Annotated in this window: 17 protein-coding genes; 6 read left to right on the top strand and 11 right to left on the bottom strand. The window is 54.8% G+C overall.

The window, feature by feature from the left end:
• Nucleotides 1–8: 8 nt before the first annotated feature.
• The 9 genes from PHX60_RS04440 to PHX60_RS04405 all read right to left on the bottom strand — a co-directional run bounded on the left by PHX60_RS04440 (nucleotide 9) and on the right by PHX60_RS04405 (nucleotide 8,052).
• Nucleotides 9–293: a helix-turn-helix transcriptional regulator gene (locus PHX60_RS04440; RefSeq protein ID WP_300075227.1), complete on the bottom strand. Its 285-nt coding sequence runs from the start codon at nucleotides 291–293 to the stop codon at nucleotides 9–11.
• Complete coding sequence (locus PHX60_RS15990) at nucleotides 290–370, bottom strand: hypothetical protein (protein WP_366144333.1); 81 nt, start codon at nucleotides 368–370, stop codon at nucleotides 290–292. The genes PHX60_RS04440 and PHX60_RS15990 overlap by 4 nt, the downstream gene beginning before the upstream one ends.
• A gap of 227 nt (nucleotides 371–597) precedes the next feature.
• Nucleotides 598–1,923, bottom strand: coding sequence for a hypothetical protein (locus PHX60_RS04435; RefSeq protein ID WP_300075225.1), 1,326 nt, complete (start codon nucleotides 1,921–1,923; stop codon nucleotides 598–600).
• A gap of 1 nt (nucleotide 1,924) precedes the next feature.
• The gene (locus tag PHX60_RS04430; protein WP_300075223.1) at nucleotides 1,925–3,883 is read right to left on the bottom strand and encodes a DNA cytosine methyltransferase; all 1,959 of its coding nucleotides are present in this window, start codon (nucleotides 3,881–3,883) and stop codon (nucleotides 1,925–1,927) included.
• A 349-nt stretch (nucleotides 3,884–4,232) separates the two neighbouring features.
• Entirely contained in the window at nucleotides 4,233–5,528 is a 1,296-nt protein-coding gene (locus PHX60_RS04425) for a dihydroorotase (protein ID WP_300075221.1), read from the bottom strand.
• Between the two features lie 12 nt (nucleotides 5,529–5,540).
• Nucleotides 5,541–6,503 (bottom strand): aspartate carbamoyltransferase catalytic subunit, encoded by a 963-nt coding sequence (locus PHX60_RS04420; protein WP_300075219.1) that lies wholly within the window; start codon nucleotides 6,501–6,503, stop codon nucleotides 5,541–5,543.
• 3 nt (nucleotides 6,504–6,506) lie between these two features.
• Entirely contained in the window at nucleotides 6,507–7,037 is a 531-nt protein-coding gene (gene pyrR / locus PHX60_RS04415; RefSeq protein ID WP_300075217.1) for a bifunctional pyr operon transcriptional regulator/uracil phosphoribosyltransferase PyrR, read from the bottom strand.
• Nucleotides 7,034–7,453: a Holliday junction resolvase RuvX gene (gene ruvX / locus PHX60_RS04410; protein ID WP_300075216.1), complete on the bottom strand. Its 420-nt coding sequence runs from the start codon at nucleotides 7,451–7,453 to the stop codon at nucleotides 7,034–7,036. The genes pyrR and ruvX overlap by 4 nt, the downstream gene beginning before the upstream one ends.
• Nucleotides 7,450–8,052, bottom strand: a complete 603-nt coding sequence (locus PHX60_RS04405; protein WP_300075215.1) for a YqgE/AlgH family protein — start codon at nucleotides 8,050–8,052, stop codon at nucleotides 7,450–7,452. The genes ruvX and PHX60_RS04405 overlap by 4 nt, the downstream gene beginning before the upstream one ends.
• 24 nt (nucleotides 8,053–8,076) lie before the next feature.
• On the opposite strand from PHX60_RS04405, the gene PHX60_RS04400 reads away from it, so the two are divergent.
• Both PHX60_RS04400 and PHX60_RS04395 read left to right on the top strand, forming a co-directional pair.
• Complete coding sequence (locus PHX60_RS04400; RefSeq protein WP_300075213.1) at nucleotides 8,077–9,540, top strand: deoxyribodipyrimidine photo-lyase; 1,464 nt, start codon at nucleotides 8,077–8,079, stop codon at nucleotides 9,538–9,540.
• A gap of 27 nt (nucleotides 9,541–9,567) precedes the next feature.
• Nucleotides 9,568–10,701 carry an ABC transporter permease gene (locus PHX60_RS04395; RefSeq protein ID WP_300075211.1) on the top strand — a complete coding sequence of 378 codons (1,134 nt, stop codon included), beginning with the start codon at nucleotides 9,568–9,570 and terminating at the stop codon, nucleotides 10,699–10,701.
• Between the two features lie 58 nt (nucleotides 10,702–10,759).
• Here PHX60_RS04395 and rbbA read toward each other — a convergent pair whose 3' ends face one another.
• A complete protein-coding gene (gene rbbA, locus PHX60_RS04390) occupies nucleotides 10,760–13,525 on the bottom strand; it encodes a ribosome-associated ATPase/putative transporter RbbA (RefSeq protein WP_300075209.1) in 2,766 nt (921 codons plus the stop codon).
• Between the two features lie 3 nt (nucleotides 13,526–13,528).
• Nucleotides 13,529–14,608, bottom strand: coding sequence for an efflux RND transporter periplasmic adaptor subunit (locus PHX60_RS04385; protein WP_300075207.1), 1,080 nt, complete (start codon nucleotides 14,606–14,608; stop codon nucleotides 13,529–13,531).
• Nucleotides 14,609–14,783: 175 nt separating this feature from the next.
• On the opposite strand from PHX60_RS04385, the gene PHX60_RS04380 reads away from it, so the two are divergent.
• The 4 genes from PHX60_RS04380 to PHX60_RS04365 all read left to right on the top strand — a co-directional run bounded on the left by PHX60_RS04380 (nucleotide 14,784) and on the right by PHX60_RS04365 (nucleotide 22,591).
• Nucleotides 14,784–16,319 (top strand): polyamine aminopropyltransferase, encoded by a 1,536-nt coding sequence (locus PHX60_RS04380; RefSeq protein ID WP_300075206.1) that lies wholly within the window; start codon nucleotides 14,784–14,786, stop codon nucleotides 16,317–16,319.
• 74 nt (nucleotides 16,320–16,393) lie between these two features.
• Nucleotides 16,394–18,016, top strand: coding sequence for a site-specific DNA-methyltransferase (locus PHX60_RS04375; RefSeq protein ID WP_300075204.1), 1,623 nt, complete (start codon nucleotides 16,394–16,396; stop codon nucleotides 18,014–18,016).
• 5 nt (nucleotides 18,017–18,021) lie between these two features.
• Entirely contained in the window at nucleotides 18,022–19,716 is a 1,695-nt protein-coding gene (locus PHX60_RS04370) for an RNA-binding domain-containing protein (RefSeq protein WP_300075202.1), read from the top strand.
• A gap of 148 nt (nucleotides 19,717–19,864) precedes the next feature.
• A complete protein-coding gene (locus PHX60_RS04365) occupies nucleotides 19,865–22,591 on the top strand; it encodes a DEAD/DEAH box helicase family protein (RefSeq protein ID WP_300075200.1) in 2,727 nt (908 codons plus the stop codon).
• Nucleotides 22,592–22,601 lie beyond the last annotated feature (10 nt).

Genomic DNA, 22,601 nt, shown 5'->3' with positions numbered 1-22,601 from the left:
GGGCGGTCTTACTCGATACTCAAGACCAGCCGCTTACCCAGCGCAGCCGCTGTGCGCTCAAGCTGTTTGATAGTGGGATTGGCGCGTGGGCTTTCCAACTTTTGCGCCGCCGCCCACGATGTGCCCAAGGAGCGCGCCAACTCCGCCAGCGTGCGCCCTTGCTCTTGGCGTGCAGCGCGTACCGCCATTGCGGCTTGAATAGCAGCAGCTGGCTCTATCCAGACACCGCCCTTGACGGTAAAGCCGCCTTCGGGTTGCGCTTGCAGTACGGCTGCATAACGAACGATGCTCATTTGAGTATTACTCCGAATTGTTTCTCGATGCTTTTCAGCGTACCCATTTTGACATCTGCTGTGCCATGCACCGGCACGGTCACTTTGCGCGCACCGTTGCCCAGTATGTGGTGGCTGCCTGTGACCCGCAACACGGTGAGAACCTCTGTGCCATCAGCAGCTTGATGATTTATTTTCCGTTCATGGATATATTTTATATTTTATAAAATATATTCCAGTAACATCTGTCCGAGTGAATTAATAGGCAACCATTTCAATCACCGCCAAGCTAACCGGTGCGCTCCAGCGCGCCCGGTTGAGTACCCTATTCTGCTCTTAGTGCAGAAAGCAATAATTTAACCCACTCCATACATGGTTCATCAATTGGAGCTATTTTTCTCTTTTTTTGTGCAAGAGTATATGCGTATGATTTTAACCATGATTTTGCTAAATCCTCTTCGTTTACCATCTTGCTAGATATACATCGATTAAAAATCATGTTTGACCATTCATCAAACGTCACTATTAAAAATTTAACACCGTGGACTGCCATTGCATCATCAAGTCTTTTGTCCAATTCTTGAGTTCTTTGTATTTCAACGTTTGTTACAAACCCAACAACTTGTACATTATCATGATCTAAAATTTTCTCACAAACCTCTTCGACTTCTTCCCTGAGATAACTTTTTCCGTACTTTGCATCCCATGACTCTACAATATCGCCATTTTCTATTAATTCTATATCACCAATATTTCCATGTTTTTTATTGGCAGAACGCATTTGTGAAAGTGGCTTTAAAGTTATATCGCCAAAAGTGCCGCTTTCTGTAGCAGCCTGCATTAATGAATGCATACTTATTTCAAGAAGTCGTGCAGCATAATCTGATTTATCTGCATGGAGTTTCATGATGCCTATAACATTAGGTATAGTTTTATATTTTTTAAGTTTGTTGTTTACTTCCTCAATAAGCTCATTTGCTTTAACATCAAATTCATGGGCTGAATTTAGTAGTAGTGATACCAAATATTTTAGAGATTCAAGGGCATCCGTTTTGTTTGACTCCAGCTCTTCTACAATTGAAAGCCAGTCCTCTCTTGCTCCACGCAGTTGCGCTTTATACAAATCGGAGTATGGGTAATTTTCTGCAAGGCTCCTTGTCATCATAAATCCATCCGCATTTAATTTTACTAAATTATATTTGCGGAGAACGGGAGTCACGTAATTTTTATCTAGCGTTCTCATCGAAACGCCTTCAGACCAAGAGAATGAACCTTTGCTGGCACTGGCTTTATGTAGCCTGATGCTTTGGCTTGGCGATATTGCTTTTATGCTTAGCTGCATAACTGAAAGGCCAATTAATGCCCTACCAACTTCACTTGTAACAAGTTCAACAAGATTTTTGATGCTTACCTGAGTGGTTGTGCTGATTCTACTGATATCGACAGTTGATTTTGCATTTCTTAAATCTTCGATTAACTTATCGAGGAAACCATTTTCAAATTCTTCTTTTATTGCTTTAATTCTTCTTTTTGCGTCGTTCGATATAACTCCTTCTGGAAAAATTTCTACAGTTCCATCTGTCTTGTGGTACTCACTTCTATCCTCAAAAACACGAAGATGCCGCTCTGTCTCAGTTTTTTTATATTTCATATTATAGTCTCGTAAGCCTTTGAAGGCTTCTTTCGTTAAGTGTTGGGAATGAGTAAGGTATGAGTATATGATCTTTTTTGATTTGTTTGTTTGTATTGTGGTTCCGAATCTCGTAACCAATTTCTTTGACTTGTTGCAATAATATGGTTAGCTCGTCGGAAGAGTATGAAAGCTCATTGCAAATAATATTTTGGTTTATAATAGAACCAACAAATACGCCATTAGTAATATTGGTTATAAAATTCCAAAGTGCTTCATCTTTAATTTCTTTTTCCATGATGGTCATGGTTATTTTATACTGATTTTTATATTGATAATATCCAAAAAGCTGTATTAAATCATCTTTAGAGAAATGTCTATTAATCAATAGTTCAAATATTTTCCATGTTGCCAAAAGCCCATGAGGGCTTTCAGTTGACGCAGTCAATACGGCATGTAAATGATGACCATTTTTTTGATGTGGCGGCGGATCAATAGTAATCTGATATTTTGGCTTTTTTGATCTACTATTGGATTCTGATACATCAACATAGCACACATTATCCTTTGCATCATAGTTTGCAATATACTTGGAGTTCGCGCTATCTTTCTTAATTGTTAGGCGAAGATTGCTTTCAATATCAAAATATTCTTCTCCTTGAGCGGAAATCGGTATTTTTTTAGATTTATTATTTTTTTCAATCGCAGTTTTTGCTTTTTCTGAGTACCCTTCTGTTAGTGCAGACTTTCTACCACGAAAACCCAGTTGATGGTTTTGATTCATGTAATCAATTTTCATGGGTATTGGTTCGTTAAAAACCTGATCTAAAATACTTAACGCTAAGATTCTTGCAAACTGCGGCGGCACAGAATTGCCCAGCTGGTGGATTATTTGCTGTCTGTTTCCATATATAAAATAATCGTCTGGAAACGTTTGAAGTCTTTTTAATTCATCACAAGTAAATGGTCTATTTTCCCAACTAAACGGCCCTGTATATTGTCCGCCTTGAGCCTTGATTGTTCGCACAGGAGTTTCAGGATCTGCCTTATATAAATAATCAGAAAACTTTGAGCGCCAGGCAAATATTGGGTTTGGATTCCCCATTCGCTCAGTGTAAAAACTATAATTGAGGCCGGGCGGGATGTCATTTAATAAATGCCCATGCCTGCCACTTAAAATTTTTACTTCACCTGTGTACAATAAGCCTGAAACAGCATTTTTTGCAGAATAATATTTTCGTTTATTCAGCGAATCTGGGCCATGCGAAGGAAATGGAAATAAAAACTCACCTTTTTTTAAGCCAACAATGATAAGTCTTTCTCTAAACTGTGGAACTCCATAATCCGCAGAATCTAATATTCTCCAGTAAAGCGTATATCCAAGTTCTTCAAATGCTTCCTGAATTTTTTTCCAAGCTGCTCCCGATTGTGCGCCAACAATTCTATAAACATTTTCAAACAGAAAACCTTTTGGTTGAAGAGTATTAATAATTCTTGCATATTGAAGAAATAAATTACCTCTTTCATCATCTGTTCCATTTACGCCTGCGGCTCTCGCACCAGCCGCAGAAAATGTTTGACAGGGAGGGCCTCCTATGACAAAATCTATATTTTTGACCTCTGGTTGGTAGTTGTTAATATCTTTGCATATAACTTTTGTGCCGCTTAGTCTTTTATGCTTTTCTGAGTTTATTTCCAGTGTTTTAGAGAAAATAGGCTCAATTTCTATGCTTTCTACAATATTAAATCCTGCATCATGAAACCCTATGTCAAGCCCGCCACCACCACTAAATAGACTTAATGTTTTGATATTTTTTGTACGATTTTTTTGCATCCATTTATCAAGTTCACTTCCAAATTTATCAGGCCATCCAGCTAAGTCATCATCTATATGCAATTTTTTCAAATAAGACTCAAACCAATTCGAATGAATTTCTGATTTTTTCATTTGAAACAAGTTTTTTTGTTCTGCTAATTTCATCTCTAAGAATTTATCAGTGATTTATTCGAAAATTTTGTTATATTCTGTTCTTTTTAAGAACAGCCTTGCATTGCAGCAAAGGGTATAACAAGCTAAGTAATCACAAGCAAGTATGGTGAAAATGGTTTTTGTCAGAAGGATGCTCAAAAAATTCTGCATTGATTATGCAGGCCTATTTGCGTGCTTTTGTATCATTTAACCCGCTGGGTGAAATCAGATTAATGTGAAACTTATTGAGTCTAAACTGATGTTACGCACACCCCAATGAAAAGAAAAATTTTTCAAAGCTGCTCTTCATTGGAGAAAAGCTCTTTTGCCGCGTAACATCAGTGACTAACTGGGTTTAGGCTCAACCCCGCTCAAACGCCACTTGCCCACCCACCAGCGTATAACGTACCCGCCCCGGCAGCTCGTAGCCACCAAACGGCGTATGCTTGCCTTGGCTATGCAAAGCAGTGCTTTCTACTGTCCAGTAAGCTTCTGGGTCAACGATGCACACATCGCCCACGCCCCCTTCTACCAACTGGCCGACGCTGGCTTGCAAGGTGCCCAAGGCTTGGCCCAGCACGCGCGCCGGTTCATTCGTCACGACCGCCAGCGCCCGCACCAAGGGTACGCCGCTATCGCGTGACCACTTGAGCGCCAAACTCAGCAGCAATTCCAAGCCGGTAGCACCCGGTTCGGCCTCGGCAAAGGGCAGGGTTTTGGCATCTTCGTCCACCGGGTTGTGGTCAGATACCAATGCGTCAATCGTGCCATCCAGCAGCCCCGCTTGTAACGCATCGCGGTCGCGCTGCTGGCGCAGCGGCGGCGACAGGCGCGCGCGGCTGTCAAAAAAGCCAATGTCGTGGTCACTCAGGTGCAGCGAATTGATACTGACATCGCAGGTCACGCGCAGGCCCTCGGATTTGGCGCGGCGCACCAATTCAACCCCGGCGGCGCTGCTGATACGGCACAAATGCACGCGCGCCCCGGTGTTTTTGAGCAATTCAAAAATGGTGTGCAGGGCAATGGTTTCTGCGGCCACCGGAATACCCGACAGCCCCATGCGCGTGGCCAAGGGGCCACTGGCGGCTACGCCCTTGCCCAAGTGCATCTCTTGGGGGCGCAGCCAAACGGTATAGCCAAAGGTATCGGCATATTGCAGCGCCCGTTGCAGCACCTGGGTGCTGGCCAGCGGTACCTCGGCCTGACCAAAGCCGATGCAACCGGCTTGCGTCAGTTCGGCCATTTCGGTCAGCACTTCACCGGCCAGATTGCGTGTGAGCGCGCCCTGTGGGAACAGGCGTGCTTGGTGCAGCTTTTCGGCGCGGAACTTAAGCATGGCCACCAAGCCGGGTTCATCCAGCACCGGGTCGGTATCGGGTGGGCAGACCAAGCTGGTCACGCCCCCAGCCACGGCAGCGGCCATTTCGGATTCCAACATGCCTGCGTGTTCTTGGCCCGGCTCGCGCAGGCGCGCGGCCAAATCCACCAAACCGGGCAGCACGATGCAGCCGCTGGCATTAATGACACGGTGCGGGGCAAAATCAGGGGCTACCTTGCCCACGCCAATGATGCGCCCGGCAGCAATGGCGATGTCGCATGGCTGGTCCAAGCCGCTGGCGGGGTTGATGACACGGCCATTTTGAATCAGTATCTTCATGGTTTTGTTTCCTCAAGCGTCGTTGCCGGCCACAATCGACATCACCGCCATCCGCACTGCAATGCCAAAGGTGACCTGCGGCAAAATCACGCTTTGTGGGCCGTCCACCACGGCAGAATCAATTTCTACCCCCCGGTTGATAGGGCCGGGGTGCATGACGATGGCATCGGGCTTGGCCAAGCGCAGTTTTTCTGGGGTGAGGCCAAAGCTCTTAAAGTATTCTTGGCTGGAGGGCAACAGCGCGCCGCTCATGCGTTCGTTTTGTAGGCGCAGGGTAATTACCACGTCGGCATCTTTGATGCCTTCTTCTAGGGTGTGGCATACCCGCACCCCCATTTGCGCTAAATTTTCGGGCACCAAGGTACGTGGCCCCACCACGCGCACTTCGGCGGCACCCAACGTCGTTAAGGCGTGGATGTCGGAGCGCGCCACGCGCGAATGCAGCACATCGCCCACAATCGCCACCGTCAGGTTGCTAAAGTCTTTTTTGTAGTGCCGGATGGTGTACATGTCCAGCAAGCCCTGCGTGGGGTGGGCATGGCGGCCATCTCCGGCATTGACTACATGCACATGCGGAGCCACATGCTGGGCGATGAGGTAGGGCGCGCCCGATTCGCTGTGGCGCACCACAAAAATATCAGCCGCCATCGCCGAGAGGTTGTCGATGGTATCGAGCAAAGTCTCGCCCTTGGCAGTAGAGCTGCGCGCAATGTCCAGATTGAACACATCGGCGCTCAGGCGCTTGGCGGCAATCTCAAAAGTGGTGCGGGTGCGCGTGCTGTTTTCAAAAAACAGGTTGAACACGCTTTTGCCACGCAATAACGGTACTTTTTTGACTTCGCGGTCGTTCACGGAGACAAAATTGGCAGCGGTATCCAGAATGTGCGTGAGGATGTCGCGCGGCAAGCCTTCGATGGAAAGCAGGTGTTTTAGCTCACCGTGGCTGTTGAGTTGGGGATGGCGCTTGTGCAACACGGCTCAAACCTCTTGAACATGAAAATGAAAACTGCCGCTGTCGGTTTGCGCCAGCGCCAGCGATTGGGTGGGGGGCAGGGCCAGCTTGGCCGCTGCAAAATCGGCTTGGATGGGCAACTCGCGCCCGCTGCGCTCGACCAGCACCGCCAGGCGCACCCGCGCTGGGCGGCCATAGTCGTACAGCTCATTGAGTACCGCGCGCACCGTGCGGCCGGTGTGCAGCACATCATCGAGCAGCAAAATGTCGGCCCCATTGACATCAAAAGCCAATTGCGTTTGGGCGCTGCTGGTCAGGCCACGCTGGGCAAAATCATCGCGGTGCAGGGCCGAAGACAACACCCCGACCGTGCCGGTCAAACCCAAATCGGCTTGCAGGCGTTGCGCCAACCAAACGCCGCCCGAGGCAATGCCCACCAAGCGGGTGGGTGGCCCACACAGGGCGCGCACACCTTGCAGCAGCTGGGCATACAGGGCTTCGGCATCGGGCAAGGCAACGCCGGTGGCGGTAGCGGTAGCGGAAGGAGGATGGGTCATGCAAGGCTCCGGAAAAATTGTTCCAAGATGATGCAGGCGGCAGCCGCATCGGCATCGCGTGCGCCACTGCTGTGGGCTTCGGTGGTGCTGTAGCGTTCATCGACTTCAAACACCGGCAGACCAAAGCGGCCGCGCAATTGGCGGCCAAACTTGAGGGCGCGGGCGGTGTTTTCGTGGCTGGCTCCGTCGGGGTGGTAGGGGACACCAATCACCAAGGCATCGGGTTGCCATTGGGCAATGCGCTGGGCCACTTGGGCAAAACGGGCATCGCCCTCGGCCCGGATGGTGGCTTGTGGTGTGGCACTGCCCAATAAGCGGTTGCCACTGGCGACCCCGGTGCGTTTCAGGCCAAAATCGAAGGCCAAAAAAGTTTGCAGCTGCGCCGGTACGGGTGGGACGACGGCGGTGGCGCTCATGCGTGCCCCGCCGTGGGGGCCAATTGCCACGCCTCTAGGCCCAATAGGCGCAGGGCTTGGTCATAGCGCTGCTCTACCGGCGTGTCAAAAATGAGGGACAAATCGGCCTCTACCGTCAACCAGCTGTTTTCGGCCAGCTCGGCCTCTAATTGGCCTTCGGCCCAAGCCGAATAGCCCAAGGCTACCAGCACCCGGCGCGGCCCAGCGCCGTTGGACAGCGCCTCTAGCACATCGCGCGAGGTGGTCATGTCTAGCGGGCCAGCGGCAATGTGCAAGGTCGAGGCATAGGCTGATTCGGTATTGGGCGGATGGGTTTGGCGCATCGGGTCGTGCAGCACAAAACCCCGGTCGGTGTTGACCGGCCCGCCCAAGAATACCGGTGCATCGGCCAAATCTTGGCGTTGCAAGCCCAGCTCTATGGTGTCAAACAAGCCTTGCAGGCGCAAATCAGTAGGCTTGTTGATGATGAGTCCGAGTGCCCCGCGCGCACTGTGTTCGCACAGATAGACCACACTGCGGCCAAAAGCCAGATCGTTCAATCCGGGCATGGCGATTAAAAAATGGTGCGTCAGGTTGGTGGGCGCAAAATCGGTGGACATATAGTCCTGATTTTAAGGGTGAACATGCCGGTTTTGTATTCTGTTGGACTGGTCTGGCTGCGCCGCGACTTGCGCGCCCAAGACCACCCCGCTTTGCACCAAGCCTTGCGCCAATGCGCGCAGGTGCATTGCGTGTTTGTCTTTGATACCGATATTTTGGACGCTTTGCCCTGTGCCGACCGCCGGGTGGAATTTATCCATGCCGCCGTGCTGGAGCTGGACGCGCAACTGCGCGCCCTGTCTGGCCAGGCCAGCGCTGGCTTAATCGTGCGCCACGGCGCGGCACGGCATGAAATTCCGGCCCTGGCCCAAGCCCTCGGGGCCGATGCCGTGTTTACCCACCACGATGACGAACCCGCCGCTTTGGCGCGTGATGCCGAAGTCCGCACCGCACTGACCTTGCAGCGCCGCGCCTTCCATACCCTGCGCGACCACTGTATTTTTGAGCGCCAAGAGCTGCTCACCCAAGGCGGCACCCCCTACACCGTGTTTACACCGTATAAAAATGCGTGGTTGCGCCGCGTCGATGCCACCCGCTTGGCCGAACACCCGATAGCCCCCCACGCCGCCGCCTTGGCTCCGCGCCCTGCACCCTATAACCAGCCCGTGCCGAGCTTGGCCGCATTGGGTTTTACCCCGGCGGGTTTGGCCCAGTTGCGCCTGCCCACCGGCAGCAGCGGCGCGCAGCAATTGTTCGATGATTTTTTGCCGCGCATAGACCACTACGCCACGGCGCGCGATTTTCCGGCGCTCAAAGGCCCCAGCTACCTGAGCGTGCATTTGCGCTTTGGCACCATCTCTATCCGGCAATTGGCCCGCACGGCCCACACGCTGGCTGGCCAAGGCAATGCGGGCGCTACCAGTTGGCTGAATGAACTGATTTGGCGCGATTTTTACTTTCAGATTCTGGCCAACTACCCACAGGTGGTAGCGCGTAGCTTCAAACCGGCCTACGATGCCATTGTCTGGGAAACTGGCCCCCCAGCTGAAGCCCATTTTGCTGCATGGTGCGAGGGCCGCACCGGTTACCCACTGGTGGATGCCGCCATGCGGCAACTCAACCAAACCGGCTACATGCACAACCGCTTGCGTATGGTGGTAGCCAGCTTCTTGAGCAAAGATTTGGGCTTGGATTGGCGTTGGGGCGAGCGCTACTTTGCCGAAAAGCTCAACGATTTTGACTTGGCCGCCAACAACGGCGGCTGGCAATGGGCCAGCTCCAGTGGTTGCGATGCCCAGCCCTATTTCCGTATCTTCAACCCCATTAGCCAAAGCCAAAAGTTTGACCCCGACGGCAAATTTATCCGCCGCTACCTGCCGCAATTGGCAGCCTTGCCCACGCCTGCCTTGCACGCCCCGTGGCAGGCCCGGCCTTTGGAATTGCAACAGGCTGGTATCGTTTTGGGGCAACACTACCCCTTGCCGCTGGTACAACACGATGCGGCCCGCTTGCGCACCTTAGAGCGCTACGCTGTGGTGAAGAAATAACCCATTAAACGCTGCCGGAGTTTTGCAATGCGCGTCCATACCGTCTCTGTGGCCAATATTTACCGCTTGGGTGTGAAAGAGCTGTGGAGCTTGGCGCGCGACCCAATGATGCTGTTTTTGATTGTCTATACCTTCACGCTGTCGATTTATGTGGCTGCCACGGCCATGCCCGACAGCCTGCACAAAGCCGCTTTGGCGATTGTGGATGAAGATGGCTCGCCCTTGTCGGCGCGCATTGTGGACAGTTTTTATCCGCCGCATTTTCTGCCGCCCCAGCGCATCAGCTTGGCCGAGATGGACCAGGGTATGGACAACGGTGCTTATACCTTTGTGCTGGATATTCCGCCAAACTTTCAACGCGATGTGCTGGCCGGGCGCGCACCGGCTATACAGCTGAATGTGGATGCCACGCGCATGAGCCAAGCGTTTACCGGCAGCGGCTACATCCAGCAAATTGTGCAAAACGAGGTGCAAGCGTTTGTGCTACGCCAGCAGGGCAGTAGCCCCTTGCCCGCCGAATTGAATGTGCGCTTGCGCTTTAACCCCAACTTAGACCCCAGCTGGTTTGGTTCATTGACCGAAATTATCAATGCTGTCACCATGTTGTCAGTGATTTTGACCGGGGCCGCGCTGATTCGTGAGCGCGAACATGGCACGATTGAGCATTTGTTGGTCATGCCCGTTACACCGGGCGAGATTATGCTGGCCAAGGTGTGGTCGATGGGCTTGGTGGTGTTGTTGGCGGTGCTGGTGTCCTTGTTGTTGGTGGTGCAAGGGGCGTTGCGCGTGCCGGTGCAAGGCTCGATGGGGCTGTTTTTGCTGGTGGCCGCTTTGCACCTGTTTGCTACTACCTCAATGGGGATTTTTTTGGCCACGGTGGCCCGCTCGATGCCGCAGTTTGGCATGTTGTTGGTCTTGGTGCTGCTGCCTTTGCAAATGCTCTCAGGCGGCACCACGCCGCGCGAGAGTATGCCTCTGCTGGTGCAACACCTGATGGAAGCGGCACCGACCACCCATTTTGTCGCCGCTGGGCAGGCCATTTTGTACCGTGGCGCGGGGCTGGAAGTGGTTTGGCCGCAAATGTTGGCGATTGTGGCGATTGGCAGCGTGTTGTTTGTGGCAGCGTTGCGGCGTTTTCGCCAAACCATCAGCGCCATCTAAAGGGCTAAAGGCTAAAGGGCCGTAGGGTGCGCCATGCGTGCATCAGTGCATCAGCGCATCAATGTTCTTGTTTTTTGAGCAGCAAAATGGCCGTGCCCACAATCACCGGGGCCGCCAGCAGCAGCGGCCAGAGCGAAGGCCACAGGTGGCTGATGTCCAGCGCTTTGCTAAACACTCCCCGGCTGATGGTGAGGAAATGCGTGGCTGGGTAGATATGGCCGATAAAGGCCCCCGTGCCTTCTAGCGACGATACCGGGTGAATCAAACCGGCAAACTGCACGCACGGAATCAAGGTGCCAATCATGGTGACGAACATGGCCGAAATCTGGCTTTTGGTGAAGGTAGAAGCCAATAAGCCAAAGCCGGTGGAGGACACCACAAACAGCAAGGCCGTGCCGGTGAGCGTGAGCAGGCTGCCTTTGAGTGGTACGTTAAAAATCGTCACGGCCAGCAGTGTCATCAACGCAAAGTTGAACATGGCCAGCGCAATATAGGGCAACTGTTTGCCGAGTAAAAACTCCGCCCGCGTCACGGGGGTGACGTAGAGGTTGAGAATGGAGCCGAGTTCTTTCTCGCGTACCACTGACAGCGCAGCCAGCATGGCCGGAATCAGCATGAGCAGCAGCGGAATCACGGCAGGCACCATCGCAGGCAGGCTGCGCACGTCTGGGTTGTAGCGGTAGCGGGTTTCTATTTGGCTCAAGGCTTGGCCAGTTTGCCCAAGCCGGTGCCTGGCCCAATCGGCCAGCCAAGTCAGGTGGGTGGCTTGGGCATAGGCACGGATGGTTTCGGCCCGCTGTGGCATGGCTCCATCGACCCAAGCGGCCACCTGTACCGTGCGCCCATGCTGCAAATCGCGTGCAAAACCCGGTGGAATTTCTATCGCCAACGCAATCTCGCCGCTGCGCATGCGCTGGTCGAGTTCGGCATGGCTGTGCAGGGGTGGTTTCTCGATGAAGTAGCGCGAACCCGACAGGTGCAGCGCATAGTTTTGGCTCAGGCTGGTTTGGTCTTGGTCTAGCACGGCGTAAGACAGGTCTTCCACATCCATGTTGATGCCATAGCCGATGATGAACATCAGCAGTGCCGTGCCTAACAGGGCCAAGGTGGCGCGCACCGGGTCGCGGCGCAGCTCTAGCCATTCGCGCCACATGTAGCTGATGGCCCGTCCCCAGCTGAACCAGCGCGAAGGGCGGGGCACTGGGGCGGGGCTGGTGGTAGTGCTTTCGGGCTGGGCCAGAGGGGATGTGGCCGGGTTGGTGGCGAGGTGTGTTTCTTCTGCTTGGCTGGCCGTGCGCAGGTGGGTGATAAAGGCTTCCTCCAACGAGGCCGCAGCGCATGTGCGCACAATCTCGGCGGGTGGCGCACTGACCAGCACTTGTCCGGCGTGCATGAGCGAGATGCGGTCGCAGCGCTCGGCCTCGTTCATGAAGTGGGTGGAGATAAAAATTGTCACCCGGTCGCGCCGTGACAGCTCTATCAACAAGCGCCAAAAGTTGTCGCGCGCCACCGGGTCTACGCCCGAGGTCGGTTCGTCCAAAATCAGCAGTTCTGGGCTGTGTACCATCGCCACCGCTAGCGATAGGCGCTGGCGCAGCCCCAAGGGCAGGGCATCGGGCAGGCTGTGCTGCACTTCTTGCAAGCCAAAGCGCTCCAGCATGGCCTGCACACGCGCCGCAATCTGGGCGGCGGGCACATGGAACAAGCGTGCATGCAGCACCAAGTTTTGCAGCACGGTTTGCTCGCCATAGAGCGAGAACGCCTGTGACATGTAACCCACGCGGCGGCGGGTATCAATGTCTTTCGGATCCACGGGCTGACCAAACAGCCAAGCCTGGCCCTCGCTGGCGGGCAGCAGGCCGGTGAGCATTTTCATCGTGGTGGATTTGCCACAGCCATTGGAGCCTAGAAAGCCAAAAATCTCGCCGCGCTGAATCCGAAAATCCACCCGATTGACGGCGACAAAATCGCCAAAACGCATGGTCAGCCCTTGGGCCTCAATGGCGATGTCGTGCGCTTCGGTGGCGGTGAGTGGGTGCATTTCTACCGGAGCGTGGTCTTGTTTTTTCTCGGGCGGCAGCAGGGCGATAAAGGCCGCTTCTAGGTTGCGGCTGCCGGTCTGCGCCAACAATTGCTCTGGGCTGCCCGTGGCCAGCACCTGCCCGCCATCCATCGCTATCAGCCAATCAAAGCGTTGCGCCTCATCCATGTAGGCCGTGGCCACGATGACGCTCATTTGTGGGCGCTGCTGGCGAATACCGGCAATCAAATCCCAAAACTGCGCCCGCGCCAGCGGATCGACCCCCGTCGTGGGTTCGTCCAAAATCAGCAAATCGGGGTCGTGGATCAGGGCGCAGCACAGGCCCAATTTCTGTTTCATACCGCCCGAGAGCTTGCCTGCCGGGCGGTCTAAAAACGGGTGCAGGCCAGTGTGTTGGGTCAGGTGCTCAATGCGTTGGCGGCGCTCGGCGGCGTGGTGACCAAACAGGCGGCCAAAGAACTGCAAATTCTCTTCTACCGACAGGGTGGGATACAGGTTTTTGCCTAAGCCTTGCGGCATATAGGCAATGCGCGGGCAGACGGCATCGCGGTGGGCGGGGCTGCGCATATCGCCGCCCAACACTTGGATGTCGCCTTGCTGTAAAGCTCTGGCCCCGGCCAACAGCGAGAGCAAACTGGATTTGCCCACGCCATCCGGGCCAATCAGGCCGACCATGCAGTGGGCTGGAATCGCCAGCGTGATGTGTTGCAAGGCGGCGGTGTTGCCGTGGTACAAGCTGACCTTGGTCAGTTGGGCCACGGAGCTAGGTTGGGCGGCGGCCACGCTTTACTCCGGCAGACGGATGGCCAAGTGCGCGGGCCACGGCTGGGCGGTGTCGGGCTTGAGCCACGCCACGCCGGGCAGGCCAACTTTGCCCAGTGCGGGGTGCTGTTGCAGCAGCTCGGGGGCCAATTGTGCTTTGACACGGAACATCAGCTTTTGCCGCTCGTTGCTGGTTTCTACCGTTTTGGGCGTGAACTGGGCCGTGCTGGCGACAAACGACAGCCGCGCCGGAATCACATACTGTGGCAGTGCATCCAGCACCAAGCGTACTTCACTGCCCACCACCAACTGACCAGCAACGGTTTCGGGCACAAAAAAGCCCATATAGACATCGGACACATCCAGCAAATTGAGCAGCTTGCCACCCGCACCCAATACTTCGCCTGCTTGGGCAATGCGGTATTGCACCCGGCCATTGCGGGGTGCCGTCAGGGTGTGGTCGGCTATTTCGGCTTGCAAGCGCGCAACGGTGGCTTGGGCGGCACTGACGCTGGCTTGGGCCGAAGCAATTTGGCTGCGGGCCGCATGGATGGCGGCACTGCTGGTATCGACCTGTGCTTGGGCGGCGCTCAGGGCGGCTTGCAGGTTGCGTACCCTGGCTTGGTCGTCGTCGGCCTCTTGGGCCGAGGTGGCCCCGGCTTGCACCAAGGCACTGGAGCGCGCTAGGCGCTGCTGCGCTGCTTGCAACTCGCTTTGGCGCTGCACCAGCAGCGCTTGGGCCGCGCGCTGCTCGCTTTGGCGCATTTGCAGTTGGGCTTGGGCACTGGCCACGCCGGTGATGGCTTGTTGCTGGTGGGCGCGGGCTTCGTCCAGCGAGGCCAGCAGGGTATCGACCTGCATCTGTGCCAAAGTTTGTCCGGCCTGCACCAGTTCGCCCTCTTGTACGGCAATCTGTTGCACGCGGCCGCCCAGTTTGGTGGCAATGTCGATTTCGGTGGCCTCGGTGCGGCCATTGCCACTGACCAGCCCAGCCGTATGCTGCTGGCGCTGCTGCCAATCTTGCCAAGCGTATTGGCCTGCGCCAGCCAGTGCCACGGCGGCCAGTGTCCAGACCCACCAGCGTTTTTTAGAGGGGGTATTCATGGTGGGTAAGCGTTAAACTGTTCTTACGCCCACGCTAGGCCGGTGGCAGGCTTTGACTTGCCCCGAAAACAATACCCGTGCATTGGCTGCGTGCATGGTGGTTCCTTGTCTGGAGTAGCTGGCTGCCCGCCCCAAAAGCCTCGCCCACAGCGAGGCTAGATTGTTAAAAAATCGGATGAATGTAACCACCCGCTCGCTTGCCCCCCGCCCTATCGACATCGCTTTGCTGGCCAGTGTGTTCGTCGTGGCCGCTTGCGGCTTGCTGTACGAGTTGGCCGCCGGAGCGCTGGCCTCGTACCTGTTGGGCGATTCGGTACTGCAATTTTCTACCATCATTGGCACCTACCTGTTTGCGATGGGCATCGGCTCGTGGTTGTCGCGCTATTTAGAGCGCCAATTACCTGCCCATTTTTTACGCATTGAACTGCTGGTGGCCTTGGTGGGTGGCACTTTGCCTGCGGTGTTGTTTGTCGCCAATGCCTATGTGCCGGGAGCATTTCGGTTTTTACTTTACAGCATGGTGCTGCTGGTAGGGACTTTGGTGGGGCTGGAGATTCCGCTGGTGATGCGGATACTCAAGCGCAATGTGGCGCTGAAAGATGTGGTCTCGCAGGTACTGACGTTTGATTATTTGGGCGCACTGGCGGTGTCGGTGGCTTTTCCGTTGTTGCTGGTGCCGCACTTGGGGCTGATTCGCACCGGCTTGCTGTTTGGTCTGCTCAATGCCGCCGTCGGGTTGTGGGCGCTGTGGTTGTTTCGGTATGAATTGCGCCATTTGGCGGCCCATGCCGTGGCCTGTGTGGCCGTCTTGGCTGTGTTGTTGCTGGGATTTTTGGGCGCGGACCGTATCACCACCTTTGCCGAAGACAAGTTTTACCAAGACCGCATTGTGTTTACTGCCGCTTCGCCTTACCAGCGCATTGTGGTGACGCATGGTAAAGCTGGCCACCGGCTTTATCTGAACGGCAATTTGCAGTTTGCCCAGCGCGATGAGTACCGCTACCACGAGGCGCTAGTCCACCCCGCAATGGCGGCCCACGGTGGCCCGCGCAAGGTGGCGGTGCTGGGTGGCGGCGATGGCATGGCGGTGCGCGAAATCCTGAAATACCCATCGGTAGAGTCGATTACTTTGGTAGAGCTAGACCCGGCCATGACGCAGTTGTTTAGCCAGCACGAGACGCTGGCCCAGCTCAATAGCCATGCCCTGAGCAACCCCAAAGTGACGGTAGTGAATACCGATGCCTTTCAGTGGTTGCAAGACACGCCAGAGATGTTTGATGTGATCGTGGTGGACTTTCCAGACCCGACCAACTTTGCCATCGGTAAGCTCTACACCAACAGCTTTTATGCCCTGCTAGAGCAGCGCTTAGCCGCCAGCGGTTATGCCGTGGTGCAAACCACTTCGCCCTTGGTAGCGCGGCGCAGTTTTTGGACGGTGGTGCAAACCATCGAATCGGTAGGGTTGCAAACCATGCCCTACCATGCCCATGTACCCAGTTTTGGTGAATGGGGGTTTGTGATTGCCAGCCGTCGGCCTTGGACAATGCCTGAGCGTTTGCCCGCTGGTTTGCAATTTTTGAACCTGCCCACACTGGCGCTGCTGCGCGATTTTCCGCAAGATATGGCGCGCGCGCCCAGCGAGGTGAACCGGCTATCGAACCAAGTGCTGGTACACACCTATGAGCAGGAATGGGGCCAAGTGGGGCACTGAGGGCCGTTTGAGATGCTGGATTTATTTTGGGGCTGCTGCCCAGCACAGCCCACCGCCTTGACTCTGTTTTTTTTATGCCTACCCTGAACTGGCTCAACCGTGAGCAAGCCTTTACCACGGCACCGCAAGTGCCTTACCGCTTATTGGAGCCTGTATCCCGCCACGGTGAGGGGCCGGGCCTGCACGACAATGTGCTGATTCAAGGTGACAACCTAGAAGCCTTGAAAGCCTTGCTGCCGTTTTACCGGGGGCAGGTGAAGTGCATTTTTATCGACCCACCGTACAACACCAAAAGTGCGTTTGAGCATTACGACGACAACCTAGAGCATAGCCAATGGTTGAGCATGATGCTGCCGCGCTTGCAACTGTTGCGCGATTTGCTGCGCGAGGATGGCTCGATTTGGGTCACGATTGATGACAACGAGGGGCACTACCTCAAGGTGCTAATGGATGAGGTGTTTGGGCGGCGAAATTTTGTGGCGAATGTGTTTTGGGAAAAAAAATTTTCCCCACAAAACGACGCTTACCAAATCAGCATTAACCATGACCACGTCTTGGTGTACGCCAAGCGGTCTGAAAATTGGCGACCCAACTTACTACCTCGAAGCGAGAAGCAAACAAAAAACTTCAAAAATCCCGATAACGATCCACGCGGCCCGTGGCTCTCAGCAGACTACACATGCGCCAAAACTAAAGACGAGCGGCCAAACCTTTATTACGCGATCCAAAATCCCTTCACTGGGCAAGATGTTTGGCCATCCACCACTAGGGTGTGGGCGTTTGAACGTACATCAACACAACTTAACCTAGAGCAGGGATTGCTTTATTGGGGTGCTAATGGCAATAACGAGCGCCCTCGACTGAAAAAATTTCCTGATACGGTTCAACAGGGAATGGTACCCACCACATTTTGGCGAAATGACGAAGTGGGCAACAACCAAGACGCAAAAAAAGAAACGCTCACTTTTAATGCAGTCGTGCCATTCGCTACGCCAAAACCAGAACGCTTGATTGAACGGGTTTTGACATTGGCATCCAATCCCGGCGATTTGGTCTTAGATAGCTTCCTCGGCTCCGGCACCACCGCTGCCGTAGCGCACAAAATGGGCCGCCGCTGGATTGGCATCGAAATGGGCGAACATGCCGCCACCCATTGCCTACCACGTTTGCAAAAAGTCATTGCGGGTGAACAAGGCGGCATCAGCACGGCAGTGGGCTGGCAAGGTGGCGGCGGCTTTGGCTTTTTCCGCTTGGGCGCGCCCATTTTTGGTGCCGATGGCAGCATCCATCCCGAAGTACGCTTTGCCACCTTGGCCGCTTTTGTCTGGCAACAAGAAACCGGCACCGCTTTTAGCCCACAGCACGGCCAGCCCAGCACACCCTATTTGGGCACTTATGCGGTGTTTGACAATCCACCGCCCCCAACGGACCCCGCCGCACCCCCAGCCGCGCCGGTGTTGCGTAGCCGCACTGCCTATTATTTGTTGTTCAATGGCATTTTGGGCGACAAACGCCCGGCCAGCGGCAATGTGCTGACCTTGGCCGTCTTGGATGAATTGCTGGCCCTGCACGCCCGCACCGCCTACCCGCAAGCGCCGTTGGTGGTCTATGGCGAAGCCTGCCGCTTGGGCGATGCCCGGTTGGCGCAGGCGCGCATCACGTTCAAGCACATCCCCTACGATGTGAAGGCCAAGTGAGCAGCATGAGAGCGTTCCAAACAGCGGCAGAATTACAGCGCTGGCTACAAGCGCAATTTCCAAAAGAAAACGAGCGTTACGAGTGGAAAGAGTGGCGCTCTTTGAAGCAGCAAATTTCAGGCCGCAAGGGCGAAGACCTCGTCTCTTACATTTCAGCCTTGGCCAATATGGAAGGCGGTTGCATCGTCATTGGCGTACAAGACCAGACACTGGCAGTGCTGGGGATTCAAGATTTTGCCGGTTACACCGCAGAGAACATCCTTCATCGGGTGCTTGGAAGAACGCCCGGCTTACCCTCGATGGGCTTGCAGATGGAGGAGCTGTCTGCCAGCGATACCGGGGCCATAGTTTGGTTGGTGCATGTGCCACACCATGCACCACGCGAGTTGGTGCTGGCCCACGACCAAGCATGGCAGCGCGATGGCGATAGCCTGACCCCTCTGCGTGAAGACCGTCGCCGCGCCATCTTGGCCGAGCCTTTGGCGGGCGAAGATTGGAGCGCAAGCATCGTCCCACAAGCTACGCTCAACGATTTGGATGATGCAGCCATCGCTAAAGCGCGTGCTAAATACTTTGAGAAGCACCAGCGCCAGCGTTGGGCCGCTGAGATAGCCAACTGGAGCGATGCCAAATTCCTAGACAAGCTCGGATTGGCACTGAATGGCCACCTGACCCGCGCTGCTTTGCTGCTCTTGGGGCGACCTGAACGTGCCACTGCTTTGCTGTCGCCCAACCCGGTAGAAATGACGTGGAAAGTAGCCACTGAGCGGGTGGCGGAGCATTTCCATCCCCCATTTTTACGGACCACCACCGAGGTGGCACAACGCATTCGCAACCCCAACATCAAGCTGTTTCCTGCCCATGAACTGCTGGCCGTGACTTTGCCACGCTACGAAACCAATAAGGTCTTGCTAGAAGGTTTGCATAACTGCGTAGCGCACCAAGACTATGCCCAGTGTGGGCGTATTGTGGTGGAGGAGTCTGCCGGGCTGGTACGCATGATCAACTTGGGTGGCTTTTTTGATGGTCAGCCCGAAGATTACGCCAGCGGCACGCGCACACCAGAACGCTACCGCAATGAGCGCTTGGCCAAGGCAATGGCCGAGCTGGGCATGATTGACAAAGCAGGCTTTGGTATTCACGAGATGGTGAAGGCACAGCGCCAGCGCTTTTTGCCTTTGCCCGATTACGAAGGTTCTTCGGCCTTGCGTACCGTCTTCAATGTCTATGGCCAAGAAATTGATGAAAACTACACCCACTGGCTGATGCAGCGCACCGATTTACCGATAGAGCATGTGCTGTGGCTAGACCGGCTGCAAAAGCAGCGCAAGCTCGATGCTACACAGGTAGCCGAGTTACGCAAGGCCGGATTGGTCGAGGGGCGCAAACCCAATTTGTTTGTGTCCGCCTATGTCGCTAACGCCACAGAAACCCGCACCGAATACACGCGCAACAAAGGACTGGACAATCACTATTACAAAACGCTGGTGTTGCAACATTTGCGTGAATTCAAAACAGCTTCTGCATCCGAGTTGCGCGATTTGCTGTTGACTAAGCTGCCCGACTCGCTCACGCTGGCACAGAAGGAATCAAAGGTCAAGAACCTGTTGACGGCGCTACGCACCAGCGGATTAAACGGACAAAAAATTGTTGCCAAGCGGCAAGGCCAGCAAGCGTTCTGGGGATTAGAGCAATCCTAATTTTTCGGTTGAATGATAAAAAATTCCCAAAATTAACCGAAGCATCCATTAATTGAAAAGAAAAAATCATTACAAATCAATGACTTGCTTCGGTTAGTGCAACGTAGATGCAACCCAAAACAAACCGAACCCAAAAACCGCTGCCTCTATGACCTCCCTCACCCTCAAGTCTTACCAACAAACGGCCCTCGACACCTTGGCCGTCTTTGCCCAGACAGCCCAAACCCAAAGCTGCGCTCCGGCGTTTGCTGCGCTGGCCGGGCAGCCTTACAACGCCGATGCCTTTGGGACACAGCTGCCCTGTGTGTGTTTGCGTATCCCTACGGGCGGCGGTAAAACCATCCTGGCGGCCCATGCGGTGCCCTTGTTGGCGCGGGAGTGGTGCCACAGCGATGCGCCGGTGGCGGTGTGGCTGGTGCCCAGTGATGCCATTCGGGCGCAAACCCTCAAAGCGCTGCAAACACCCGGCCACCCTTACCGTGCAGCATTGAGCGATGTTTACGGCGATAAGCTGCGGATATGCACACTAGAAGAGGTAGCCCAAATAGCCGCGCCCGATTGGGGACGTTGTGCCGTGGTGGTGGTGGCCACCATGCAGAGTTTTCGGATTGAAGATGCCAGCCAGCGCAATGTCTATAGTTTTTCCGAGAGTTTCGAGCCGCATTTCAAAAGCCTAGCCGCGCAAGCACTGAGCAGCCTGCATTCTTTGCCGGATGCGCTAGTCACTGCCGAAGATGCCGCCCAAGACCGAACGGGCGTGCTGCGCGGTTTTGTGGGGCAACCCCGTTGGAGCTTGGCCAATTGGCTGGCCTTGCAGCGGCCCCTCATTTTGGTGGACGAGGCACACAACAGCAAAACCGACAAAAGCTTTACCGCGCTGCAACGGCTCAACCCAGCTTTTATTCTGGAACTGACCGCTACCCCGTTGGCACACAAAACCAACGTGCTGTACCACGTTAGCGCCCAAGAATTGGCTGCCACCAACATGATTAAGTTGCCCATCGTGCTGGCCGAACACCCCGAAGGCTGGCCGCAGGCCGTGTTTGGGGCCGTGCAAACGCAACGCAAGTTAGAGGCCCAAGCCTTGCAAGACGAGGCCAATGGGTACGGGTATGTGCGGCCTATGGTGTTGTTTCAGGCACAGAATATCGGCGATGAGATGCCGCCAGAAGCCTTGCAGCGCTACCTGATTGAAGAGTTGAAGCTGCCTGAAAACCACATAGTGCTGGCCACAGGTACGGCGCGTGGCTTGGATGGCATTGATTTGGCCGCGCGCACTTGCCCGGTGCGCTATGTGATTACGGTGCAAGCGCTGCGCGAAGGCTGGGATTGCCCGTTCGCCTATGTGTTGTGTTCGCTGCAAAAACTCAGCAGTGCCACAGCGGTGGAGCAATTGCTCGGACGGGTGTTGCGTATGCCTTACGCCAGCCCACGCGGACGCGAGGCGCTCAACCGGGCCTATGCCCACGTTTGCGCGGCAGAGTTCTCTAGCGCGGCCCATGCACTGACCGACCGGCTGATTGAACACATGGGCTTTGAAGCGCTGGATGTGGCCTCGATGTTGGCTCCAGCCCAAAATTGCTTAGCCCTGTTTGACCAAACTTCGGAGTCTGATAGCGCTGCAACACGGCATGAACCAGCACCCATCAGCACTTGCTTTAGCCACTTAACCCCAACGCCCGCATTGCTGGCGCTGCCCGGTGTGCAAGCACATACGGTGGCCGATAGTGCGCCACAGTTGGTGGTGGCTGGGCATATCAGCCAAGATACCGAAACGCTGATGCTGGCCCAAGTGCGCGGCCCCAAAAAACAGCAACAGGTGCGTGAGCAAGTGGCGCAACACAATGCGCTGGTGGCGGCACAACAAGCACCCGCCACATGGGGCGCGGTGTTTGCGCCCATTCCCACACTGGGTTACCGTAGCCATGCCCAAGCTCCTTTGTGGCCACTAGAACCCGAGGCGGTGTTAGAGGCCACCGAGTGGGATTTACTAACCCCCGAAGGGATACAACTGCCCCGTTTTCAGCCAGCCGCAGAAGCCAATGTGTTTGAGATTGGTGTGCAAGAGGCCCGCCTGACCCTGCGTAGTGCAGGCGCTGAACAAATGGCGATGGATTACAGCGCCAGCAGCATCAGCGCAGAAGATTTGGTGCGCTGGCTGGACCAATCGCTGCACCAAATTCCAGCACAGCCCTTGGGTGGCTTTACCCAAAGTCAACGGCGCACTTACCTGAGTGCCTTGGTGAACCACCAATTGCACAGCGTGGGCGTGCCCTTGGTGATGTTGGCACAAGCGCGGTTCCAGTTGGCGCGTGAGATTGCCGCCCATGTGGCCCAATTGCGTAACGCCGCCACGCGCAGAGGCTTTCAGCAGTTGGTGCTGGCACAAGACAGCCCCGGCGCTTGGCAGGTAGAACCAGACTGGGCACATCCCCATGTTTTTGCGCCGGGGCGCTACCCTGCGCCAGCGGCTTCGCGTTACCGTGGGCGCTATTGCTTTAACAAGCATTATTTTCCGGTGCTGGCCGATTTGAAAGACGAAGGGCAAGAGTTTCAGTGCGCCCAACTGATTGATGCCCACCCCAAGGTGAAGCAGTGGGTGCGTAATTTAGACCGGGCACCTTACGGTTTTGGCTTGCCTACCTCACGCGGGCGCTTTTTTGCCGATTTTGTCGCCGAGCTTGCTGATGGCCGCATTGCCTTGCTAGAGTTTAAGGGCGCACATTTGCAAAACGACCCCTACGAAATCGAAAAAAGCCAAGTAGGTGCTTTGTGGGCGCAACGCAGTGCAGGGCAGGCGGTGTTTGCTTGGCTCACACAGGATAAAAACGGTCAAAACGTGGCGCAACAACTCAACACGGCACTGTGCCACTGATGCCAGTTTT

Origin of the sequence: Giesbergeria sp., from assembly GCF_028686475.1 — a bacterium.
Classification (GTDB): domain Bacteria; phylum Pseudomonadota; class Gammaproteobacteria; order Burkholderiales; family Burkholderiaceae_C; genus Simplicispira.
The sequence above is the reverse complement of the archived record's forward strand: the minus strand, read 5'-3'. Positions and strand labels throughout refer to the sequence as shown.